The sequence below is a fragment of the Sinorhizobium chiapasense genome (assembly GCF_036488675.1).
GTDB lineage: Bacteria > Pseudomonadota > Alphaproteobacteria > Rhizobiales > Rhizobiaceae > Sinorhizobium > Sinorhizobium chiapasense.
The window spans coordinates 511,045-532,307 of the sequence record NZ_CP133152.1 but is presented as its reverse complement, the minus strand read 5'-3'; the positions used below and the strand labels follow the sequence as shown (position 1 = coordinate 532,307).

The following is a 21,263-nucleotide window of genomic DNA, read 5'->3' as shown; positions in this document are numbered from 1 at the left end:
GTCATTCCCCCCGTCTGTTAGCGTTTGGCTGAAACGGGCAATGCGAAGCGGAACGCTCGCACGGCGCGAGCTCGGCTCGCCCTGCCCAACTGCGGACCAACCAAGAGGAGACAGGAATGCATCAGGACCCACTTGGCGGCGGCACCGGCACGCATTGGCACGAGCCCGCCGGCACCAAGAAGGCAGGCTTCGGCGAGTTCAAGAAGCAGCCGACGCCCTATGACCAGTTCATGCAAGAGGAAGGCATTCCGGTCTTTCGCGATCTCGGCGTCTCGAGCGTGAAGAACCTGCCGTTGAAGCCGTGGAAGCGGACCGGCGGCAACGGCACCTATATCCAGCTCTACGGCACCGAAACCAAGTGGGGCTGCCACCTCGTCGAGGTTCCCGCCGCCGGCGCGCTCAATCCCGAAAAGCACATGTACGAGGAGATCTACATCGTGGTCGAGGGACGCGGCTCCACCGAGGTCTGGCTCGAGGGCGAGGGCCGCAAGCATGTCTTCGAGTGGCAGGAGGGCTCCATGTTCTCCATCCCGATGAATGCCTGGCACCGCATCGTCAACGCCACCAACAGCCCGGCGCTGCTGCTCGGCGGCACTACCGCGCCGAACGTGCTCAACCAACTCCAGAATGCGGACGCCGTCTTCAATAACCCTTACGTCTTCCGCGATCGCTTTTCGGGCGCCGACGACTTCTACAAATATCGCGAAGAGATCGAGCCCGATCCGGTGCGCGGTCTCGCCATGCGCCGGACGAATTTCTTGCCGGACGCGGTCAACTGCGAACTGCCGCTCGACAACCGGCGCTCGCCCGGCTACCGCCGCGTCGAGCCCTTCATGACCAACAACACCTTCTACTACTGGATCGGGCAGCACGAGAACGGGCGCTATTCCAAGGCGCACGCCCACACCTCGGCCGCGATCCTGATCTGCCTGAAGGGCGAAGGCTATACCTACACCTGGCCCGAGCAATACGGCGTCAACCCCTGGAAGGACGGCCACGCGGACAAAGTGCGCCGCCTCGACTACGGCCCGTTCGGCATGGTGACCGCGGCCCCCGGCGGCGCCCGCTGGTACCACCAGCACTTCAGTGTCTCCAAGGAGCCCTTCCGCCTGATGGCCTGGTTCGGCCCGCACAACCCGGGCCGCGATCCGGGCGCACCCGGTGAAAAGCACACCGACTACACGGCGATCGACGTCAATGAAGGCGGCACCGCCATCCCCTACTGGATGGAAGATCCCTTCATCCGCAACGAATACGAGGCCCACCTCCGGCGGAACGGAGTTGAGATCCGCATGAAGCCGGAATGGTACGAGAAGCCGGCCGATACGACCAAGAAGATGTCGACGGTCGTCTGATTGGCGAAGCGATGTCAGAGGAAGAAGAACAGGGCGGCCGGATATTCTTTTCGAATGTCGGCCGCAGCATGGAACTCGAGGACGAGATCCGGCTGACCAGCGTCGGCATCGACATCGGTTCGTCGACATCCCACCTTGCCTTTTCGCGCATCGTGCTCGAGCGGCTCGATACGCGCTACATGGTGGTGGAGCGCACGCTGCTGCATCAATCCGAGGTCTTGCTGACGCCCTATGCCGGCGACAACAAGATCGATGCGGAGGCGCTCGGCGCTTTCATTGCCGAGCAATACGAGGCGGCCGGTCTCAAGCCCGAGGCTATCGACACCGGCGCACTTATCCTGACTGGCGTTGCGGTCCGTCGCCGCAATGCGCGGGTGATCGGCGCGATCTTTTCCGCACAAACCGGAAAGTTTGTCGTCGTCAGCGCCGGAGACGGGCTGGAAACGACGCTCGCCGCGTTCGGTTCCGGCGCGGTCGCGCGTTCGGGCAAAGCGGGACGGGTGCTGAACGTCGATATCGGCGGCGGCACGTCCAAGCTCGCTTTTTGCGAAGACGGCGCAATCCGCCATATCAGCGCCATCGATATCGGCGCACGTGTAATCGCCTTCGCCGCCGACCGCCGCATCACCCGGATCGAGGAGGCAGGCTATTATTTTGCACGTCGCGCAGGGGTCGCCATCGAACTCGGCGCCTTGTTGACGGCCGAGGATGCTCGCCGCATCGCCGCATCGATGGTCGATGTGCTGTTCGAGGCCATGCACGGCGGCGAGATGCGGCGGGAGACTGCGGATCTCCATCGGTTGCCTCCTTTGCCGGCCGGTCCAGCGCCCGACATCGTGACGATCTCGGGCGGTGTTTCTGAATTCCTCTACACAGATGCGGAGCAGGATTTCAGCGATCTCGGTCCACTTCTTGCCGTGGAACTTCGACAACGCCTGGCGAACTGGTCGCCGCGTCTGGAGCGCCCGCAGCAGGGCATCCGCGCAACCGTCGTCGGCGCCTCGCAATATACGGTGCAAGTGAGCGGCAGCACGATCTTCGTCGATCCGCTCGACATGCTGCCGGTGCGCAACGTGCCGGTCATCAAGCCGGCGCTCGTCTTCGGTGAGGACATCGATGCAACAGCCATCGCAGAAGCGGTGCAGGAAGCCCTCGCACGGCTCGATCTCAGCGACGGCGAGAGTGCGGTGGCCGTCTGCTACGAATGGGAGGGATCGGCGAGCTACCGACGCCTCGACGCTTTCTGCGGCGGTATTGTCGAAGGCCTTGCACCGATCCTTCACCGCGGTCATCCGCTGATCCTCGTCGGTGAAGGCGATATAGGCGGTCTTGTCGGAATGCACTGCAAACAGGAAGCCGGCATCGCGAAGCTCGTCTCCATAGACGGCATCAAGCTCGACGAGTTCGATTTCATCGACATCGGCGCCATGCTTGAGACGTCCGGCGCGGTGCCGGTGGTGATCAAGTCGCTGGTCTTCCCGAGCCTCGGTCTCGGCCATGAAGCTTTCGACCGCGCTTGAAAGCAGCAACCGACCGCTGTTCGTGCCTGCCGCGAAGCCCCGGAGGCTTCGCGGCATTTCTCGTTCAGTGGCCTGTCACCATGGCCGCGATCGCAGCCACATCGTCCGGCGCCTGGTTGCCACGCCAAACGACATGCATATCGGGGCGCACGAGGATGAGATTGTGGCCGTAGATGTCGCGCGCCCGCTGCTCCGCGATATCGACGATCGCGAAGGGCACGCCGCGCGCGCGAAAGGCCTTGCCGAGGGCGCCGCCGTCGGCGCCCGTGCCACCGAGCCGCAACAGCGTGTAGCCTTGGCCGATGCGGTCCTGCACCGGCTCGCCGTTGTCGAGCCAGAGATGCGGCAGCCGGGCACCGGGCCAGGTGGTCGGATGGTATTCGCGGAAAAGATGCTCCGGCCCACCGGGTTCGTCGGTGATGATCGGAGAGCCCACGTAGCGATAGCCGAGTTCGGCGCCGATCATCTCGTTGGTCTTGCGTTGCTCGACGTCTGCGACGCGCGCGAGATTGTCGCGCGTCGCCTGCCCCGCCGGCGTCGCGTCGCGGATGTCCGGGCGGTACTGAGACCGCCACTTGCGTCGGCCGAGCGAGGCATAGCGCGACGCACCGACATTCCGATCGCCCACCTGTCGCCGCTCGATCTCGTAGGAGCGCAGCAGGTTGGGTCCGCCCCAGCCCTGCAGCGCCGCCGCAAGCTTCCAGCCAAGATCGACGGCGTCGCCGACGCCGGTATTCATGCCGAGGCCACCCGTCGGAATGACGAGATGCGCCGCGTCGCCTGCGAGGAAGACCCGCCCGGCGCCGTAGTGGTCCGCCAGAAGCAGGTTCTGCTTCCACTGCCCGACATAGAGCATCGTGTAGTCGACCGGTGCACCGACAGCCTTCTCGAACTGCTGCGCCATGTCCTCGTCGCGTTCGACGACCGCATGAAGCGTCCAGTGTTTGGTCGAATCCTGCATGATGAGGAACGTCGCCTGCCCGTCGGCGACATGATAGTGCCGCCCACGTCCGGGGCCATCCCCGATCGGAATGCGGTCATAAAGCATCTCGCTGCAGTACAGCGCCTGGCGCAGATGCAGAAGGTTGCCCTCGCCGCGCAGCTTGATGCCAAGCTGCTTGCGCACCGGGCTCGCGCCGCCGTCGCACCCGACCAGATACTTGGCGCGGAAATATTCGATGGCGCCTTTCGCATCGGCGGTCCGTGCCGTCACGCCTCCTTCGTCCTGTTCGAGCGACAGGAACTCGCAGCCATAACGCACCGTGACGCTCGGCAGGCTTTCGGCGACCGATTTCAGCAGCGGCTCCAACGTATATTGCGAGATGAGTTGATAGGCTTCGAGCGGTTGCGAGGCATCGGTGCTCTGCGCGATTTCCGCCAGCGACTCGGCGACCGACGGGTAAGGCAGCCGCAACAGTGGCGGCTCGTTCATCGCAAGCACGACATAGACGTCCATCGGGATCGAGGCATCGAGGCCGGCGGTCCTGATCCGCTCGGAAAGCCCCATACGCCGGAATATCTCCATTGTTCGCGCGTTGCAGCGCTCCATCTTCGGCAGGAACTCCGGCGCCGCCTTCTTCTCGATCAGCGTGCAGCGCACGCCCCTTTGGCCGAGATCGATCGCAAGCGTCAGCCCAACAGGTCCAGCACCGACAATAAGGACATCCGTTTCGCGCATGCTAAGATTCCATCACCTTTTCGTTAACGACCAATCAAACCTAGCGAACCAGCTTCACTCACAGCCACGGTGCCGGAGGCGTTGTTCGATAGGGATGACGAACTTGTACTGTCAGATCATTTCATTCGTCAAACGGATTTTCATGAAATCTCATATTACGCGAAATTGTGAATTTCTACTGGACATTCCAATCGCGTTTGGCGCATGGTGCGTTCGCTGATGCCGCAGGGCGGCTCGCATGAGGTGGGAGGAACAGGTGACGAAAAAGATTGAGCTGACGCTCGCCTGCGGCGATTACGAGATCGTGCGGGCGCTCAAGGAGGGAGATGTGAGGCCGGACGGGATCGAACTCACGATCCTGACCGAGATGGATTCGACGACGCGTCACTGGCGCTTTCTGAGAAACGGCGAGTTCGATGTCGCCGAAGTCTCCCTGTCTTCCTACATCGCAGCGAAGACGCGGGGGCTGCCCTTCGCGGCGATCCCGGTCTTTCTGCACCGACGCTTTCGCCACGGCTTCATCTTCACCAACACCCAAAGCGGAATCCGCGAACCGAAAGATCTGATCGGCCGCAAGGTCGGCGTGAAGAGCTATCTCGTCACCGCGACACTCTGGCTGCGCGGGCTGCTCGAAAGCGAGTACGGCGTCCCGCACAAGTCGATCGACTGGTATGCCGAGCTGGACGAGGACGTCGATTTCACGCCGCCGGAAGGGCTCCGGCTTCATCGACTTCCGGACGACAAGTCGGTCGAGCAGATGCTGCTCGACGGCGAGATCGACGCGCTCCTCCATCCCGACCTGATCGAGCCCATCGTCAGGCGCGATGCCCGCGTCGGCCGGCTCTTTCCCGACTACAAGCGGGAGGAGATCGCCTATTACGAGCGGACCGGCATTTTCCCCATCATGCATGTTCTCGGCATCCGACCGGAGATCGTCGAGCGTCATTCCTGGGTGCCGATCAATCTCTTTCAGGCGTTCAACGAGGCGAAGCGCATCGCCATGCGGCGCATGGAAAATCCGCGCATCGTGCCGCTCGCCTGGTACCGCGAGGCCTGGGAGGAGCAGCAGGAAATTCTCGGCGGCGATCCGTGGGCCTACGGCCTGGACGACCAGAACCGCAAGACGCTCGAAACCGTCGTCGGCTATGCGCACGAACAGGGCCTGATCGATCGCAACGTGCCGCTTCCCGAGCTTTTCCTCGACGTTTCGCAAGGCCGCAAGCGGGGAGACAAGCACCGTGTGTAGCGCCTGCGACGTACAAGACTCGAGGGGCGGTACCCTCTCGGTCGGCAATCCCTTCCTGCGCAATGAGGCATCGGAGCAAAAGACGATGCATGAGGACGTGAAACAGAGAATGGTCGAGGCCGGCAGAATTCTCGAACAGGCCGGACAGGGCGACTGGACGCGCGGCCATATATCCGTGCGCGTGCCGGATGCGCCGGATCGCTTCTACATGAAGGCCTCCAAGATCGGCCTCGAGGAAATCACGCTCGACAATCTCATCACCATCGGTCTCGATGGCGAGAAGATCGCCGGCGATCTCGGCCGCCACAACGAGGTGTACATCCATTCAGAGGTGCTGAAGGCGCGGCCCGACGTCAACGCCGTTGTCCACACGCATGCGCCCTACGCCGTCAGTTTCTCGGCCCTCGGCAAGCCGTTGCAGGCAGTCGGCCACGCCGGATCGATCTTCTCGGAAGGACTGCCGGTCTTTTCCGAAACGACCGAACTGATCACCACGGCCGAACGCGGCCGCGCGGTCGCTGCGACGCTCGGCGGCCATGGCGCCATGCTGCTGCAGAACCATGGCATTGTCACCGCCGCGGCGAGCATCGAGCAGGCGATCTACCTGGCGCTTTCGCTCGAAACCGCCTGCATGATGCAGCTTTGGGTCGAGGCGGCGGGCGGCGCCAAGGCGCTCGGCAAGCCGGAGGATATCAAGGCCAAGCGCCGGCACATGTTCCGCGAAGAAATGTTCAAGGCCACGTTCGCCTATCTCGTCCGGCGCCTGAAGCGCGGCTGACCATCGGCACCACGAGCAAATCGCACCAAGAGGAAGACGATGCACTATATCGATGCGTTCAATCACTTTTTCCCAAAGGCGCTGTGGCAAAGGATCCAAGAGCTCGATGGGGCTGGCAAGGATATCGGCCGCAGGATGCAGGGCATTCCCTGCGTCCACGACCTGGAGGCCCGCTTCCGCGTCATGGACGAGTTCAGGGACTATACGCAAATCCTCTCGCTCGGCATGCCGCCGCTCGAAGCCATGGGCGGTCCGGGGCTCGCGACGGAGTTTGCCAAGATCGGCAATGATGGCCTGGCGGAGCTCGTCGAGAAACACCCGGAGCGTTTCGCCGGCTTCGTCGCCGCACTGCCGATGAACGCCCCCGAAGCGGCCGTCAGGGAAGCCGAGCGCGCCTTCACCGAACTCGGCGCGAACGGCCTGCAAATCCACACCAACGTCAACGGCGCGCCACTCGACGAAGAGCGCTTTTTTCCGATCTTCGAAGCCGCTGCACGTCATGGCAAACCGGTGCTGCTGCACCCGTCACGGACCTCGTCCATGCCGGACTATGCGACGGAGGACAAATCGAAATACGAGATCTGGTGGACCTTCGGCTGGCCCTATGAGACCAGTGCCGCCATGGCCCGCCTCGTCTTTTCCGGCTTCATGGATCGGCTTCCGGGCCTCAAGGTTCTCGCCCATCACATGGGAGCGATGGTCCCCTATTTCGAAGGGCGTGTCGGCCCCGGTTGGGACCAGCTCGGCAAGCGGACCTCGGACGAGGATCTGTCGCTCGTGCTCAAGCGGCTGAAGCGGCGCCCACTGGACTATTTCAAGGATTTCTATGCCGATACGGCCGTTTTCGGCTCGCGCGCCGCGACGCTCTGCGGCCTGGAATTCTACGGCAGCGACCGGATTCTCTTTGCTTCCGACTCGCCTTTCGATCCGGAAAAGGGCCCGGGCTATATCCGAGACACGCTGAAAATCCTGAACACCCTCGACCTGCCCAGAGAGGATCTCGAAAAGATCTGCTTCCGCAATGCAGAGGCGCTCTTTGGGCTTTCAGGGCATGAAGTTTGAGGGGCAGTCGACGCTGGCTAATGGGGCGACCCAGCGCCGGCGTCGACAGCGCGAAAGCGTCTATCGTCCACGGCCGATCACCGGACGCTTGTCGGCTCAATAAATATGACAATACGGTGAGTCCACCATTTACTTCGACCAGAATGTGCAGAATATTAGCATCTTGGCAAATGGGAGGAAGCTTTCGGACCCCTCTCGTTACATGCGCCCGAACGGCTTCCGCCCCTTGACCACAAGGGAGGACCAACATGAGGCGAGTATTTTTGTACGCGGCATCGGTCGCGGCGCTAGCTCTTTGCGCCCAAAACGCCTTTGCCCAGTCCGGCAGCGTCGAGAAGGCGGTCGGCGGCTACAACTTCGATGAAGCCGCCAAGGAAGCGCCAGAAACGAAGAACTTCCATTCGGCCGACGGCCATCTCACTTTTGCCATCGTGACCCATACCGCCGGCAACGGCTTCTTCGATCCGGTCTATGTCGGGGCCAAGGTCGCCGGCAACATGATCGGCGCGAACATCCTGCTGCTTGGCTCGGAATCGCCGGTGGACGATCCCGCCCGCGAGATCGAGATCCTGAACCAGATCGTGCAGGATCCGACGATCGACGGGATCATCATGACAACGCCGCAGGCCGGGGCATACAACGACATCGTTAAAGCCGCCGAGGCCGCCGGCATTCCGGTCGCCACGACCAATTCCTTCGACGGCACCATCGTCAACCGCAGCGGCATCAGCCATACCGGCCAGGACGCTTCGGCCGCTGCGATCGGCGGAGAGGCGCTGGCCAAATGCGTGCTAGCAAGCGGCGCCACATCAGGCTCGATCCTGCTGCCGTCGTCGACGGCGATGGGGAACATCGAGGTCAACAACCGCGTCACTTCCGCCTTCAATGCAATCGTCAAGACGCTGAAGGATGCCGGCAAGCTCGACGCATTCAAGGTCGATGCCGGTCCGGAGAATGTCGGCATCGACACGAACCCGAACGATCCGGTCAACGCGCTCGTGTCGCTGTTCGAGTCGCGCGGCGACGTCGTCGGCGCCTTTACCGCCAACAACGTCTTCACGCCGCCGCTGGTCAAGGCGGTTGAACAGAAGGGATGGACGAACAAGTTCTGCGCCTATGGTTTCGACCTCGGGCCGGCCCAGCAGGAAGGCATCGCTGGCGGGAACCTGACCGGCTCGCTGGGGCAGCAGCCCTTCCTGCAGGGCTTCTGGCCCGTGATGCAGCTTTACCTGCAGATCGACCGTGGCATCTCGGCCGCCAATCTCGACACGCGCGCGCAGCTCGTGACGAAGGATACGGTCGCCAAGGTCGGCAAGCGCTTCGAGAACTAATCGTCGAGGCGATTGAATTTGGGCGGGAGGGTGCGAGTCCTTCCGCCCAGCGATGGCAAGGATCGGCGTAGGAACCCATGGCGCTCATGACGACGACATCGCTCGGCCGCGCGCCGCCACAGATCATCGGCGGCTGGGAGGTCGGCCTCCTGCTGTTTCTCGCCCTGCTCTACTTCGGTGGGGCGCTTGTCAATCCGGCCTTCTTCGGGTCGACAGGGGCCCTTCACGCGCTTTTGCGTGACACGTCCCGCGTAGGGATCATCGCGGTCGGCATGACCTTCGTCATCGCCAACAAGGATCTCGACCTTTCTGTCGGCTCGACATACGGGTTGATTGCTGTGATCTTCGCCCGGCTGTTTGCGCCGAGCTTCCTTGATCTCGATATCGCGACGTCGGTCATCCTCTGCGTGCTCCTCGGCACCCTGATCGGCCTCGTCAACGGCACACTCGTCACGCTCCTGAAGGTGCCGGCATTCATCGCCACCTTGACGATGCTTTTTATCGGCCGCGGTTTCGTGCTGGCGCTGACGCACGGTCAGGCGATCTATTACTCAGGCAAAGCAAAGGATTACCCGCTCTTCTTCCACCTCGGTGAGAGCAACGTCCTCGGCTTCAACAACCAGATCATCATCTTCGCTGTCGTCGCCACGGTCGGCGCCTTCGTGCTCGCCAAGACCCGCTGGGGCTACGAGACCTTCGCCACGGGAGGCAATGAGCAGGCGGCGGTCTACGCCGGCATCCCGACGAACTGGGTGCGCATCCGCGCTTATCTGATCTCGTCGCTCTCGGCGACTCTTGCGGCCCTCCTGTCGGCCGCCCAGGACAAGGGCGTGACCCCTCTCTACGGCGTCACCTGGGAGCTCACCGTCATCGCCTCCGTCATCATCGGTGGTGCGTCGATCCTTGGTGGCCGCGGCCGTGTGATCGGCTCCTGCCTCGGCACCGCCGTCGTGGTCCTGATCGACAAGGTGCTGCGTGAGGGCTGGTCGATCACACGCACGGTCGTGATCGACGGCGAGAGCATTGCCGTCAACGCCCGATACACCTTGCCGGCGGGCGCTGTACTTGTCTTCCTCGGCCTCCTCCTCGTCATCGCCGTGCTGATCGAGCCGTATCTCATTCGTCGTCAGTTGGCGGCCCGGTTCTGGGCGTGGCTGCGCCGCCAGCCACCGCCGCCGGCTTACGAGATCGGTGGCGTGGCTCTGGAGGGTGTGCAGACCAAGGGTGCGATGGCGACGGACATCGAGGTGTCGGCGACGGCGTTCGGCCGTTTCTTCGCCCGCCGCGATGCGCTTGCCATCATCCTCGCCGTCCTCCTGTGGCTGACGGGCCTTGCCTTGCGCCCCGATTACTGGTGGCATCTCTCCAACACCTTCGCGATCCTGCTCAACTATACCGAGCTGGCACTGATCACGGTCGGGCTCGTCTATGTCATCGCCGCTGGCGATATCGATCTCTCGGTCGGCGCGGTGCTCGCGCTCGCCGGCAGCACTGCGGCCTATTTTCTGAAGGTGCTGGGCGCCGACCCCCTCACGGCCGTGACGATGGGGCTCATGGCGGGGATGGCTGCCGGCCTCGTCAATGCGGTCGTCACCGTCGGCTTCAAGCTGCCGGCCTTCATTGCCACGCTCGGCATGTTCTACATCGCCCGCGGCCTCGCCGCCTGGTTCGTCGCAGGCCAGCAGCTGACCGGCTGGCCCGAAGGCTACAACCTCATCGGCCGCAAGGTGAACGACATTCTCCTCCACATGCAGATCGTGTTGCCGGAGGGACTCTCACGCGCCGTCGCCCAGGTCGTGAGCGTACAGACGATCTGGATGCTTCTCGTCGCGCTCGTCGCCGGCATCGTCCTTGCCTACACTCCATTCGGCCAGAAGGTCTATGCCACCGGCGGCAATATCCGCGCCGCGGCCTATGCCGGCATCAACACCAACCGCGTGCGATTCCTGTCGCTGCTACTGGCTTCCCTCTGCGCGACCATGGCCGGGATCATCAACGTTGCTTATTTCCGCAGCTTCAACCCGGTGGCCGGCCAGTTCCGTGAGCTCGACGCGATCGCCGCGGTCATCATCGGCGGCGGTTCGATCTTCGGCGGCTACGGCACGATGATCGGAGCGCTCGCCGGCGCTGGCGTCATCACGCTTGTTCGGGCGCTGCTGCAGCTGAATGTGCAGGGCTTCAGCATGCCGCAGCATTGGATCAACGTCTTCATTGGCGGCATCCTCATCGTCGCGGTACTGGTCGACATCTGGGTTCGCCAGGCCAATCTGTTTGGCCGTTTGCGCGAGCGTTTGGCGCGCCAAAGAGCGCCGGAGACAAGCCATGCCTGATAGCCCCGAAAACGCCCCGATCGTGGAGATGCGTGGCATAGAAAAGGCCTTCGGGGCGGTGCAGGCGCTTAGAAGCGTCGACCTCGTCCTCTACCCGGGCGAGATCCTCGGCCTCGTCGGCGACAACTCTGCCGGGAAATCGACACTGATGAAGATCCTGACAGGCGCCTACCAGCGCGACGCGGGCGAGATCTTCGTCGCCGGCGAAGCAGTCTACTTCAAGAGCCCGCATGAAAGCCGCCGGGCGGGCATCGAGATGATCTACCAGGACTTCGCTCTTTGCGGAAACATGGACGTCGGCCAGAACATCTTTCTCGGCCGCTGGCCGCGCCGCGGGTTCTTCGTCGACCGGCGGCGCATGTACGCGGAAGCCGACAGCGTGTTGAAACGGCTCAAGGTGGATGTGAACTCGGTCTACCAGAGGGTCGAGAGCCTGTCGGGTGGCCGCCAGCAATCGGTGGCGATCGCCCGTGCAATCTCGTTCGAGCCGCGCGTGGTTATCCTCGACGAACCGACAGCCAACCTCTCGGTGATGGCGACCGAGCGACTGCTGGAGACCATGCTGGAGCTGAAGAGGCAAGGCGTCGCCCAGATCATAATCTCCCACCGCCTCGTCGACATTTTTTCCGTCGGTGATCGCGTCATGGTGCTCAAGCGCGGCGAATATGTCGGCGACCGCTATATCAAGAACACGGACGAGCATGAGGTGCTGGAGATCATCGTCTCCGGCACGCGCGAGCAGGCGCTTACGGCCGATCAGGCAAGAAAAGCCTGAACGCTCGTCACCGTCACCGCGTCGGTTCCCGCATCAAAAAATGGAGATTGCCGGCGAGTTCGGAAACGACGAGCCGCCGCTCGTCCCAGACGAGAACGGAAACCGGTCGCGTCAGCCCATCGAGAATGGCCTGCCGGGCGCCCGTCGCCTTATCGAGTTTGAGCAATCGGCCGCTGCCCTTCAGAAAACCTTCCTTCTGTTCGTAACGACCATGCTCGAGGACCAGCATCCCGCCATCCATGTCGAAGCCGATTGCCACTGGCGCGTTCAGATCGTCGACATCGATCCGCGGCGGTGCCGTTCCGCCCGTCTCCGGGGCTGAAACGACCTTTCCCGCGCCGTCGAGGAATGGAAATCCGCCGAACAGCGCCACATGGATGCGCCCATCGCGAAGGGTAATGCCGGTCGGCACTGCGTCCACTTCATAGCCGCCCTCTTCGGTGAATTCCGTCGGCGAGAGTTGCCGCATTGCCGTCGTTTCCTGCCTCATGCGGCGAAAGGTCATGATCGTTTGCTTGCGGCCGTCCGGCTGCATGCGTTCGACACTGTTTCGCGCGGCATCGATCACGTAGTAGCTTCCATTCGCGACGGCGAAGTCGAATGGATTCCAGAAATCGCTGCTGATCACATGAGTGTTGCCGTCGTCGCCGACCGCCACTAGGGCATGGTCAAGCGGGCCTTCGCCGGCATCGACCGGCGTCCAGCCCTGAGCGACGATGAGAGCATCGCCAACGCGCACGACGCGATAGGGGCCGGTCGGGTCGCCAATCACGTCGAGGCCGTGAGGAAACACCGGGCCGAAGGCGACGAACTCACCGTCAGCCCCGCGTCGATGCAGCCGCCCGCTGGCAAGATCGGTGACGAGCAGAGCCTCCCCGTCGCGCGAAAGGCCGGAAAACGCCGCGCCCGGTTTCCTGACGGTTTCCAGCCGATAGCCGGGAGCGGCCACCGGGTCGGCGGCAGCCCCGGCTGCGAGGAACAGGAGACCGGTGGCGATGATCAAGGTTCGGAGCGAAGGCATCGGAAGCCGCCATTGGCTGCAAAACGGAACTCCGGATCATAGGCGAGACGATAGGTCGTGGTAAGGTGGCTTGGATCGCTGTTCCAGGAGCCGCCGCGAAGCACGCGGTATCGCCCGGCGTTCTCCGCCACAGCCTGCCCCTCGTAAGGCGCGTAGAGGTCGCTCGTCCATTCCCAGACGTTGCCGACAAGATTGAGGACGCCTTCCTCGCTTGCGCCATCGACAAAGGCGTCCACCGGCGCAGTCATCGCATAGCCGTCGCGCGCGTCGCCGGAACAGCAGCGATCCGTGCCAAAATTCGCCGGGACTACCTTGCCGCCGTGCTCACCCCAGGGAAACGCGGCCCCGTTCGAACCCCGCGCAGCCCTCTCATATTGCTGCTCCGACGGCAGTGAAAGGCCGTAGTGACGGCAAAAAGTTACGGCATCTCCCCAGCTCACGCCGACCACGGGTCTGTCATCCAGGCCGAGTGCAGGGTGATTTGCGTAGAACGCCGCGCGATGGCCGGTTGCCTCGATGAAGCGGCGATATTGGCGGTTCGTGATCTCGGTGCGGTTGATGGCGAACGCCTGTCCGTCGAGCACGCGGCGCGGGCGCTCGTTTTCGGGACCATCATCGCGACCGAAGACAAACGGACCGGCGGGGATGTCGATCAGCGGATTGTCGGCGATCGGCCCGGTCTCGGCCGCAGCCGCGTGAGATGTGAGAGCCACGACGATCGCCGCCGCGTAAAGATCAGACATCGACACGGGCTTGTGTCTCCCCGTCGAACAGAAACACACGATCCGCCGCAACCTTGACGCCGATCCGCTGGTCGATCTGGCCGGCGAAATTCTTGTCGGCCCGCAGCGTCATGAGTCGAGGACCAAGCCGCAGGCTGACGAGCGTACTGTCGCCGGTGAGTTCGACCGAATAGATCGGCGCGACCAGATTGACGTCGGGATCGTCGACACGAGCCGCATGGACGTCCTCCGGACGCACGCCGAGAACGGCTCGCGAAATGCTGACGCGGCCGAGCCCGCCGACCCTGAGACCAGCACTCGCAAACACGCCGTCCCGCGCTTCCCCGGGGATAAGGTTCATCGAAGGCGAACCGATAAAGCCGGCGACGAAAAGCGTGCGCGGATCGTTGTAGATTTCCCTCGGCGTGCCGAGCTGCTCGATCACGCCCTTGTTCATCACCGCGACGCGGTCGGCGAGCGTCATCGCCTCTATCTGGTCATGGGTGACATAGATCGTCGTGACCTTGAGTTCGTGCTGCAGATGCTTCAGCTCCGAGCGCATCTGGGTGCGGAGCTTGGCGTCGAGATTAGAGAGCGGCTCGTCCATCAGGAAGACGCGGGGGGTGCGCACGATGGCGCGCGCAAGCGCCACGCGCTGTCGCTGGCCGCCGGAAAGCTCCTTGGGAAGACGGGACAACAGGCTGTCTAGCTCGACGCGCCGCGCTACCTCGACAATCCGCTGCTTGCTTTCGGCCGGCGGCACTTTGCGGATTTTCAGCGGATAGCCGATATTCTGCTCAACAGTCAGGTGCGGATAGAGCGCATAGGACTGAAAGACCATCGCCACGTCACGGTATTTGGGCAACACGCCATTGATGCGGTCCGCGTCGATGTAGATGTCGCCCGATGTCGCTTCCTCGAGCCCGGCGACCATGCGCATGGTCGTCGTCTTGCCGCAGCCGGAAGGTCCGAGCAGGACGAGGAACTCCTCGTCCCTGATCTCGAGATTGAAGTCCGTGACGGCGACGAATTCGCCGAACTTCTTCGAGACGTTCTTGAACGTGACTGAGGCCATGGCTCAACCCTTGACAGCCCCAAGGGAAAGCCCCCGGACAAGATGCTTCTGGACGATGAAAGCGAAGATGACGATCGGAACGCAAGCCATGAACCCGGCGGCGCTGATCTCGCCCCAATAGGTGTTGTACTGCGTCACCCGTCCGGCAATGCCGATCGGCAGCGTCTGCGACTGCTCCGTCAGTGTGATGATAAGGGACAGCAGGAACTCGTTCCACGAAATGATCAGGCAGAAGATCGCCGTTGCCGCGAGCCCCGGCCGGGCAAGGGGCAAGGCCACATGCCGGAAAGCGCCCCAGCGCGTATCGCCATCGACGACCGCGGCCTCCTCCAGTTCAACCGGCAGGTCCTGGAAATAGCTTTTCATCATCCAGGTCGCGAACGGCAGGTTGAAGGCGGTGTAGGCGATCACGAGCGCCGACTTCGTGTTCAGCATTTGGAAGTAGTTGAAGAACAGGTAGAGCGGAATGATGCTGACGATCGGCGGCATCATGCGTGTCGAAAGAATCCAAAATGAAATCTGCTTGCGCCACTGCCACGGATAATTGAATCGCGCCAGGGCATATCCCGCCATGGTGCCGAAAACTACGGAAACGACTGTTGTCCCGACGGCGACGAGGAAGCTGTTCAGCGCGTAACGAAGGAAGGGACGATGGATGAAGGCTTCCTCGTAATGCTTCAACGTCGGGTTCCGCGGCAACCATTCCGGCGGCACGGCAAAGATGTCGATATCGAACTTGAACGAATTGGCGGCGATCCAGTAGATCGGGAAAAGCGTCAGGATCAACGCGACCAGGATCGCCAGGTAGGCCGACAGGCGTGTGAGCACCTCCCTGGTGCGGCTGCGTCTGTGGAGGATCCTTGTCGCCATCGTCTTCAATCCGCCAGCCGCATGCGCTTCATGAACCAGGTGCTGAGAACGATCGTCACAAACAGCACGAACAGCGATATCGCCGCCGCATAGCCAGGGTCGGCAAAACGGTAAGCGACCTGATAGATGTAAAGACTCAACACCTTGGTGCGATCGGCGGGGCCACCGCCCGTCAAGATGAAAACCAGGTCGAAAAGGCGCAGCGCGTCCATGACCCGCAGGAGAAGAGCGATCGCGATGACCGGCTTCAGGAAGGGGATCGTCAGGTCCCAGAATTGTCGCCAGGACGAGGCGCCGTCGAGCGCGGCCGCCTCATAGGGTTCCACCGGCAGGCTCGCAAGCCCCGCCAGCATCAGCAGGAATATGAACGGCGTCCACTGCCAGACATCGGCAACGATGATCGAGAACATCGCGAGATTCACGTCGCCCGCCCATGCCTGCAAGGGAAGACCGAGGCGGTACATGATTTCGTTGAGCACGCCGAATTGAGGCTCGTAGATCAGCTTCCAGGTGATGGCGACCGCGATCGGCGGCAGCATCATCGGCACCATCAGCACGGTCTTCAGAAAAGTCAGCCGGCGGATGAATTTGTCGAGAAGCAGGGCCAGACCGAGACCGAGAAGAAATTCGATCGTGACTGCCACCACGGTAAAGACAATGGTGTTGCGGAGCGCGACGTGAAACTGCGCATCCGACAGAAGCCGCGCAAAATTGCCGGCACCGACGAACTCCCACGGAAGATCGGGGTTCGGGCTGATCTTGTGAACCGCCGCGTAGAACATGTAGAGGCTCGGAAAGATCGTCAGCGCCAGCAGTATCAGGACCGTTGGCGCAAGCATCAGGTAGCGCAGATGGCGCTCCGCCCACTGCTCGAGCCCGCCACCTGGCCGAGACTGCGTGGAAGATGTGCCGTCGCTCGCGGACTTCAACATCTGTCTCTCCCTGCAGACCCCTTGTCGATCTCGATCCAGATGCGAACGGGGCTCGAAAGCCCCGTTCGCATCGGATTGCCGGCTATTTGAGGCCGGTGATCTGCTCGACCGCGGTCTGCGAGTTCTTCAATGCCTCCTCCGGCGTGATCGTGCCTGCAACGGCTTTGGAAAGCTCGATGCCAAAGGCATTTTCGATCTCCGGCCATTTCGGATGGCGCGGACGCGGGGTCGAAGCCTGGATCGCCTCCATCAGCACTGGATAGTGCCGGAACTTCTCCTGTTTGGTCAGTTCCGGATCGGTGAAGACCGAGGCCCGGACAGGCGGATTGCCGCGTTCGGCGGAAATCTTGATCTGTTCGGGCGAGGTCGCCCAGAGCATGAAGTCGAAGGCTTCCTGCTTGTTCTTCGATGCCGACATGATGCCCATGGTCCAATGGCCGATTTCCGAGCTGCCCGGCTTGGTTCCGGCTGGAATGGGGCTATAGGAGATCTTGCCGACCATCTTCGACTGGCTCGGATCCTCAAAGGTCGCGACCCAGTTCGGCCAGTTGATCGATGAAGCGGAGGTGCCCGCGGCGAGCGCCGTGCCGACTTCGTTGGCATTGTAGCTCTCGACCCCCTTCGGCGAGACGTCACGCAGCGCCATGAATGTCTTCATGGCGGCGGCACCTTCCGGCGTGTCGATCGTAACCTTGCTCCGATCGGCATTGAAGAGATCGGCGCCATACGACCAGAAGATCGGCATGAAATCGGCAACGACCGGGTTGCCCTGACCGCCGCGGAAGACATAGCCGAAATAGCGGCCGCCGCCGCCTTCGGTGAGCGCCTTGCTCGCCTTCAGCACGTCGTCCCAGGTTTTCGGGGCCTCGACGCCGGCTTCCTTGTACTTGGCGGCGTCGTAGAAGAACATCTGCGCGTTTCCCACATAGGGCAGGCAGACATAAGGCCCGGAATTGTAGGGGTTGCGGCAGATTGCCAGCGACTTCGACAGGAAATCGTTGTCCGGCCCCTCCAATCCGGCGTTCTTGAAGAATGGCGTCAGGTCCTCCAGATGCCCGTTTTCGGCAAAGAACGGAATCCACGGATCGTCCATCAGGACGATATCGAAGACGCCGGACTTGGTGGCACCGGCATTGGCTCCCTGTTCGAAAACATTGGCATAGGGCGCCTGGACGGTTTCTACCTTCGTGCCCTTCATCTTTGCGTAGTCTGCGGCCGCGGCTCTCAGGCCGTCGCCTTCGCTGCCGGATGGCACGAGGACCGTGATATCGGCCCATGCGGCTCCGCTGATCGCGAGCGCGGACGCCGCGGCAGCCAAGGTGAGAAACAGTTTACGAACCATCATACACCTCCCATTCCGAGTTGTTATTCAGAGGCCGCTTTTTCACAGGAGGACCTCACCCTATCCGGCATGGCGGAGACGCTGCTTCGAAGAGCGTTACGGCAAACTGAAATTCTCCGGCGCCTCCCTAGGCCGGAATTGCTCCCAACTGTGATTTTATCACACTGCGCGCCTTCCTCATAAGCGCAACATTAGCGACAACTTAGATGACGTCTTACACAATCGGGAGGTCGCGGGAGCCAATCTTTGGGTTTACTGTTCTTCTACTCCGCGTGTCCCGGTCAGCATGTCGGCAAACAGCGCAAGCGCCCCGCCCTCGACGCCTCGCGGCCGATCGGCCGGGCGGTAAGGAAGATCTAGGCGTGCGATGCCGCGTGCCATTCAGTTCAACGGCAGTTCGCGCATCTTCCATTCGCTTTTCGGAATTGCGCCACCGATCGCAAGGCTGAAGGAAATGACGGCCGTCGCCTCGGCATCGACCTCGCACTTGAAGTCGATATTGTACCACTTCGCCTTGCTGCGAAACGCGCTGCCCATCGCAGTGAGCGCGGAGTTCGAAATAGTCCCGGCGCGGCCTAGCATATCCGGGAAAGCGCCCGGCCTCTGATTACGGATCTGCTCCAGCGCCTCGATGCTGCAGATCTGCGCGATGCGTGCCTTGGTGGGGAGCTTCCCGAGCGCCTGCTTGACGCGTGGGTTCGACAGCGCATTTGGCGAAAAGAGTTCTTTTGCCGGCACAAGCTCGTCGGATTTCTGATCGACCTTGGCGCCTGCCGGCTCCGGGGACTGCTGTTTCTCCGCAGTTTCCGGCGGCGGCCGTTGCGCGGGAACCGGTACGCTTTCAAGGGAGGCCGATTCCGTCTCGCCCTGCTGGGTCGCCGCGTTAGGTTGAGGGGTTGCCAGCACTGGCGGCGCCTGTTTGGCTTCCGGCATTTCGCGCGCAGCAGTCTCTGCCCCGGATGGCGTCGGCTTCGGCTGTTCGACGGCTTTCGGAGCGTCTTGTATTTCGCCCTGCTTCGGCGGCGGCTGTAGCTCTTCGTTCACGTCGGCGCGTGCTGAAGCGGATTCGAAGGCCTGCGGCTGCGGGGCGGATGGTTTGGCGCTTGATTTCGCTGGTTCTGCCGGCGGCTTTTCCTCCGCCTTCGGGCGCGGCGGTGGAACCAGTTCGACGTTGACGCTCTGTTCCTTTTCCGGTTCCGGCGGTGCTTCGGGCAGCCGAAAAAGCAACAGGAACGCGACGGTCAGATGCAGGGCAACCGACGTCGGCATGCCCCATCCGATCTCTTTTTTCGGCGCCTTGGCGATCTGTTCCATTGCTCAAAAGACAGCAGCTACACGGCCAGAAGCCGGACCGCTTGACGAAGCCGTTTCCTGCACCATTTCGTTTCAGCCCGTGACGGTCAACGTCAAATAAGGACTTGCACCGCTCCGAACAAGCGGAAAGTCCCGACACGCCACCGGCGGATGGACCCGCTTATCGCGACTTTCGTGACCTCAGGCTTGTAACGGTTCATCATCTCGCCGGATCTGACGGGTACGGTACCTTTCTCGGGCGCTGAAAGGAGGTGCCTCGATGAGGTTCACACGACGAAGGGTCCTTCAGGGATTTGCATTGAGCGCGTCTCTGCCGCTTGTAGGGCAACCATCCCATGCCCAGGTCACCGGCATCATGCGCAGGACGATCCCCTCGAGCGGCGAGGAAATACCGGCGATCGGACTCGGTACCTGGATCACCTTCAACGTCGGCGATGACCCGGTGCTTCAGGACGAGTGCGCTGCCGTGATGGCCGCCTTCTTCGAAGGCGGCGGACGCATGATCGATTCCTCGCCCATGTACGGTTCCTCGCAGCAGACCATCGGCTATGGCCTTCAGAAACTGAAACACCCCGATCGCCTGTTTTCAGCCGAGAAGGTCTGGATTTCCGATCCGGCAAGCGGGGCGAAGCAGATTGAAGCTTCCCGCGCCTACTGGGGCGTTGAGAGATTCGATCTCATGCAGGTTCACAATCTCTTTGCCTGGGAAGACCATCTGCCGATGCTGTTTGAGATGAAGGCAAAGGCACAATTGCGTTACGTCGGCATCACCACGTCGGAAGAGAGAAGGCATCGGGAAATCGAGCGCGTCATGTCGAGCGAGCCGATCGATTTCGTACAGCTCACCTACAACATCTTCGACCGCGAGGCGGAGGAGCGGATCCTGCCGCTGGCGCGGGAGAAAGGCATCGCGGTCATCGTCAACCGCCCGTTCCGCCAGGGCAACCTGATCCGGCAGCTCGACGACGAACCTTTGCCCGACTGGGTTGCCGAGACAGGTGCGCGGAGTTGGGCACAGTTCCTGCTCAAGTTCATCATCTCGCATCCCGCAGTCACCTGCGCCATACCGGCGACGACCCGCGTCGACCACGTGCGCGAGAATCTTGAAGCCGGCGGCGGCGTCCTTCCTGATGAGGCGATGCGGCGGCGCATGGTCGACTATGTGGAGGCGCTGTGAGCCCCGGCCACATCGAATTGCGCCGAACGGATAAGCGGTGAAGGTCGATGTCGGAGTGGTGGACTTACACGCCTGGCGATATCCTGATGTTCTCGCCGCGCGTCTATTTTCGGCTCATCGAGCGCTACAATCAGGAATTCTGGCCGCTTCAGCTCGCCTTCGTGATCGGGGTGCTGGCGATCATGGTTCTCGCGGCTAAGCCGGTACGGTCCGCGAGGGCCGCGCTTCTGCCGGCATTTGCCGTCGCCTGGGCCTTTTGCGCATGGCAGTTCCTCTGGCTTCGCTATTCGACCATAAACTGGGGTGCAACCTATGCCGCAATCGCCTTCTTTCTCCAGGCCGGACTTCTTGTGCTTCTCAGCTTTAACACGAGCCATGCCATCACCGTGAGCCGATGGCGCCGCTACGGCGGGACAGTTCTTGCCTTGTTCGGGCTCCTGGTTCATCCCCTTCTCGCCTTGCTGGCGACGCGTTCGCTTGCCGCCGCCGAAACGTTCGGCATGATGCCGGATCCGACCGCGATTACGACGCTCGGCACGGTGCTCGCGATCAGAGGAAGACGCCTGTTGCTGCTTCTGCCCATCCCGCTCCTGTGGTGCGCGTTCAGCGGCATGACTCTGCTGGCCATGGAGGATCGCGGCGCAGTCGTCCCGCTTGCCTCGATTGTCTTTGTCGCGGTTTTGCTGCTGACCGCTGTCCGCTCCCGAACCATGCCCAGTGATCGATGATGAGAAA

At 62.3% G+C, this 21,263-nt stretch carries 18 protein-coding genes; 10 read left to right on the top strand and 8 right to left on the bottom strand.

Translation table 11 applies throughout. From position 1 onward, the window contains the following. Positions 1-116: 116 nt before the first annotated feature. Positions 117-1,355, top strand: a complete 1,239-nt coding sequence (locus tag RB548_RS27165) for a cupin domain-containing protein (RefSeq protein WP_331376851.1) — start codon at positions 117-119, stop codon at positions 1,353-1,355. Next, on the top strand, positions 1,304-2,875 hold the full coding sequence (locus RB548_RS27160) for an ethanolamine ammonia-lyase reactivating factor EutA (RefSeq protein ID WP_331376850.1): 1,572 nt from the start codon (positions 1,304-1,306) through the stop codon (positions 2,873-2,875). Before RB548_RS27165 ends, RB548_RS27160 begins: the two co-directional genes overlap by 52 nt. A 64-nt stretch (positions 2,876-2,939) precedes the next feature. Here RB548_RS27160 and RB548_RS27155 read toward each other — a convergent pair whose 3' ends face one another. Beyond that, positions 2,940-4,553, bottom strand: coding sequence for an FAD-dependent monooxygenase (locus RB548_RS27155; protein ID WP_331376849.1), 1,614 nt, complete (start codon positions 4,551-4,553; stop codon positions 2,940-2,942). A gap of 256 nt (positions 4,554-4,809) precedes the next feature. Here RB548_RS27155 and RB548_RS27150 point away from each other — a divergent pair, with 256 nt between their 5' ends. From RB548_RS27150 to RB548_RS27125, 6 genes are all read left to right on the top strand, one after another. Beyond that, entirely contained in the window at positions 4,810-5,799 is a 990-nt protein-coding gene (locus RB548_RS27150) for an ABC transporter substrate-binding protein (RefSeq protein ID WP_331376848.1), read from the top strand. Between the two features lie 85 nt (positions 5,800-5,884). Beyond that, a complete protein-coding gene (locus RB548_RS27145; RefSeq protein WP_331376847.1) occupies positions 5,885-6,577 on the top strand; it encodes a class II aldolase/adducin family protein in 693 nt (230 codons plus the stop codon). 39 nt (positions 6,578-6,616) lie between these two features. Beyond that, a complete protein-coding gene (locus RB548_RS27140) occupies positions 6,617-7,639 on the top strand; it encodes an amidohydrolase family protein (RefSeq protein WP_331376846.1) in 1,023 nt (340 codons plus the stop codon). A gap of 248 nt (positions 7,640-7,887) precedes the next feature. Continuing rightward, entirely contained in the window at positions 7,888-8,970 is a 1,083-nt protein-coding gene (locus RB548_RS27135; protein WP_331376845.1) for a substrate-binding domain-containing protein, read from the top strand. A 77-nt stretch (positions 8,971-9,047) separates the two neighbouring features. Continuing rightward, a complete protein-coding gene (locus RB548_RS27130; RefSeq protein ID WP_331376844.1) occupies positions 9,048-11,300 on the top strand; it encodes an ABC transporter permease in 2,253 nt (750 codons plus the stop codon). Then, complete coding sequence (locus tag RB548_RS27125) at positions 11,293-12,075, top strand: ATP-binding cassette domain-containing protein (RefSeq protein ID WP_331376843.1); 783 nt, start codon at positions 11,293-11,295, stop codon at positions 12,073-12,075. Before RB548_RS27130 ends, RB548_RS27125 begins: the two co-directional genes overlap by 8 nt. 13 nt (positions 12,076-12,088) lie before the next feature. On the opposite strand, the gene RB548_RS27120 is transcribed toward RB548_RS27125, so the two are convergent. The 7 genes from RB548_RS27120 to RB548_RS27090 form a co-directional block, all read right to left on the bottom strand. Continuing rightward, a complete protein-coding gene (locus tag RB548_RS27120; protein ID WP_331376842.1) occupies positions 12,089-13,096 on the bottom strand; it encodes a ScyD/ScyE family protein in 1,008 nt (335 codons plus the stop codon). Continuing rightward, positions 13,075-13,839 carry a formylglycine-generating enzyme family protein gene (locus RB548_RS27115; protein WP_331377112.1) on the bottom strand — a complete coding sequence of 255 codons (765 nt, stop codon included), beginning with the start codon at positions 13,837-13,839 and terminating at the stop codon, positions 13,075-13,077. The genes RB548_RS27120 and RB548_RS27115 overlap by 22 nt, the downstream gene beginning before the upstream one ends. Further along, positions 13,832-14,893, bottom strand: a complete 1,062-nt coding sequence (locus RB548_RS27110) for an ABC transporter ATP-binding protein (protein WP_331376841.1) — start codon at positions 14,891-14,893, stop codon at positions 13,832-13,834. The genes RB548_RS27115 and RB548_RS27110 overlap by 8 nt, the downstream gene beginning before the upstream one ends. Before the next feature lie 3 nt (positions 14,894-14,896). Continuing rightward, entirely contained in the window at positions 14,897-15,763 is an 867-nt protein-coding gene (locus tag RB548_RS27105) for a carbohydrate ABC transporter permease (protein WP_331376840.1), read from the bottom strand. A 5-nt stretch (positions 15,764-15,768) separates the two neighbouring features. Further along, complete coding sequence (locus RB548_RS27100) at positions 15,769-16,695, bottom strand: carbohydrate ABC transporter permease (RefSeq protein ID WP_331376839.1); 927 nt, start codon at positions 16,693-16,695, stop codon at positions 15,769-15,771. 82 nt (positions 16,696-16,777) lie between these two features. Then, the gene (locus tag RB548_RS27095) at positions 16,778-18,037 is read right to left on the bottom strand and encodes an ABC transporter substrate-binding protein (protein WP_331376838.1); all 1,260 of its coding nucleotides are present in this window, start codon (positions 18,035-18,037) and stop codon (positions 16,778-16,780) included. A 381-nt stretch (positions 18,038-18,418) separates the two neighbouring features. After that, positions 18,419-19,306 carry a DUF930 domain-containing protein gene (locus RB548_RS27090; protein WP_331376837.1) on the bottom strand — a complete coding sequence of 296 codons (888 nt, stop codon included), beginning with the start codon at positions 19,304-19,306 and terminating at the stop codon, positions 18,419-18,421. A 304-nt stretch (positions 19,307-19,610) separates the two neighbouring features. Here RB548_RS27090 and RB548_RS27085 point away from each other — a divergent pair, with 304 nt between their 5' ends. After that, positions 19,611-20,528 (top strand): aldo/keto reductase, encoded by a 918-nt coding sequence (locus RB548_RS27085; protein WP_331376836.1) that lies wholly within the window; start codon positions 19,611-19,613, stop codon positions 20,526-20,528. Between the two features lie 47 nt (positions 20,529-20,575). Further along, complete coding sequence (locus tag RB548_RS27080; protein WP_331376835.1) at positions 20,576-21,256, top strand: DUF6064 family protein; 681 nt, start codon at positions 20,576-20,578, stop codon at positions 21,254-21,256. The last annotated feature ends 7 nt before the right edge of the window (positions 21,257-21,263 follow it).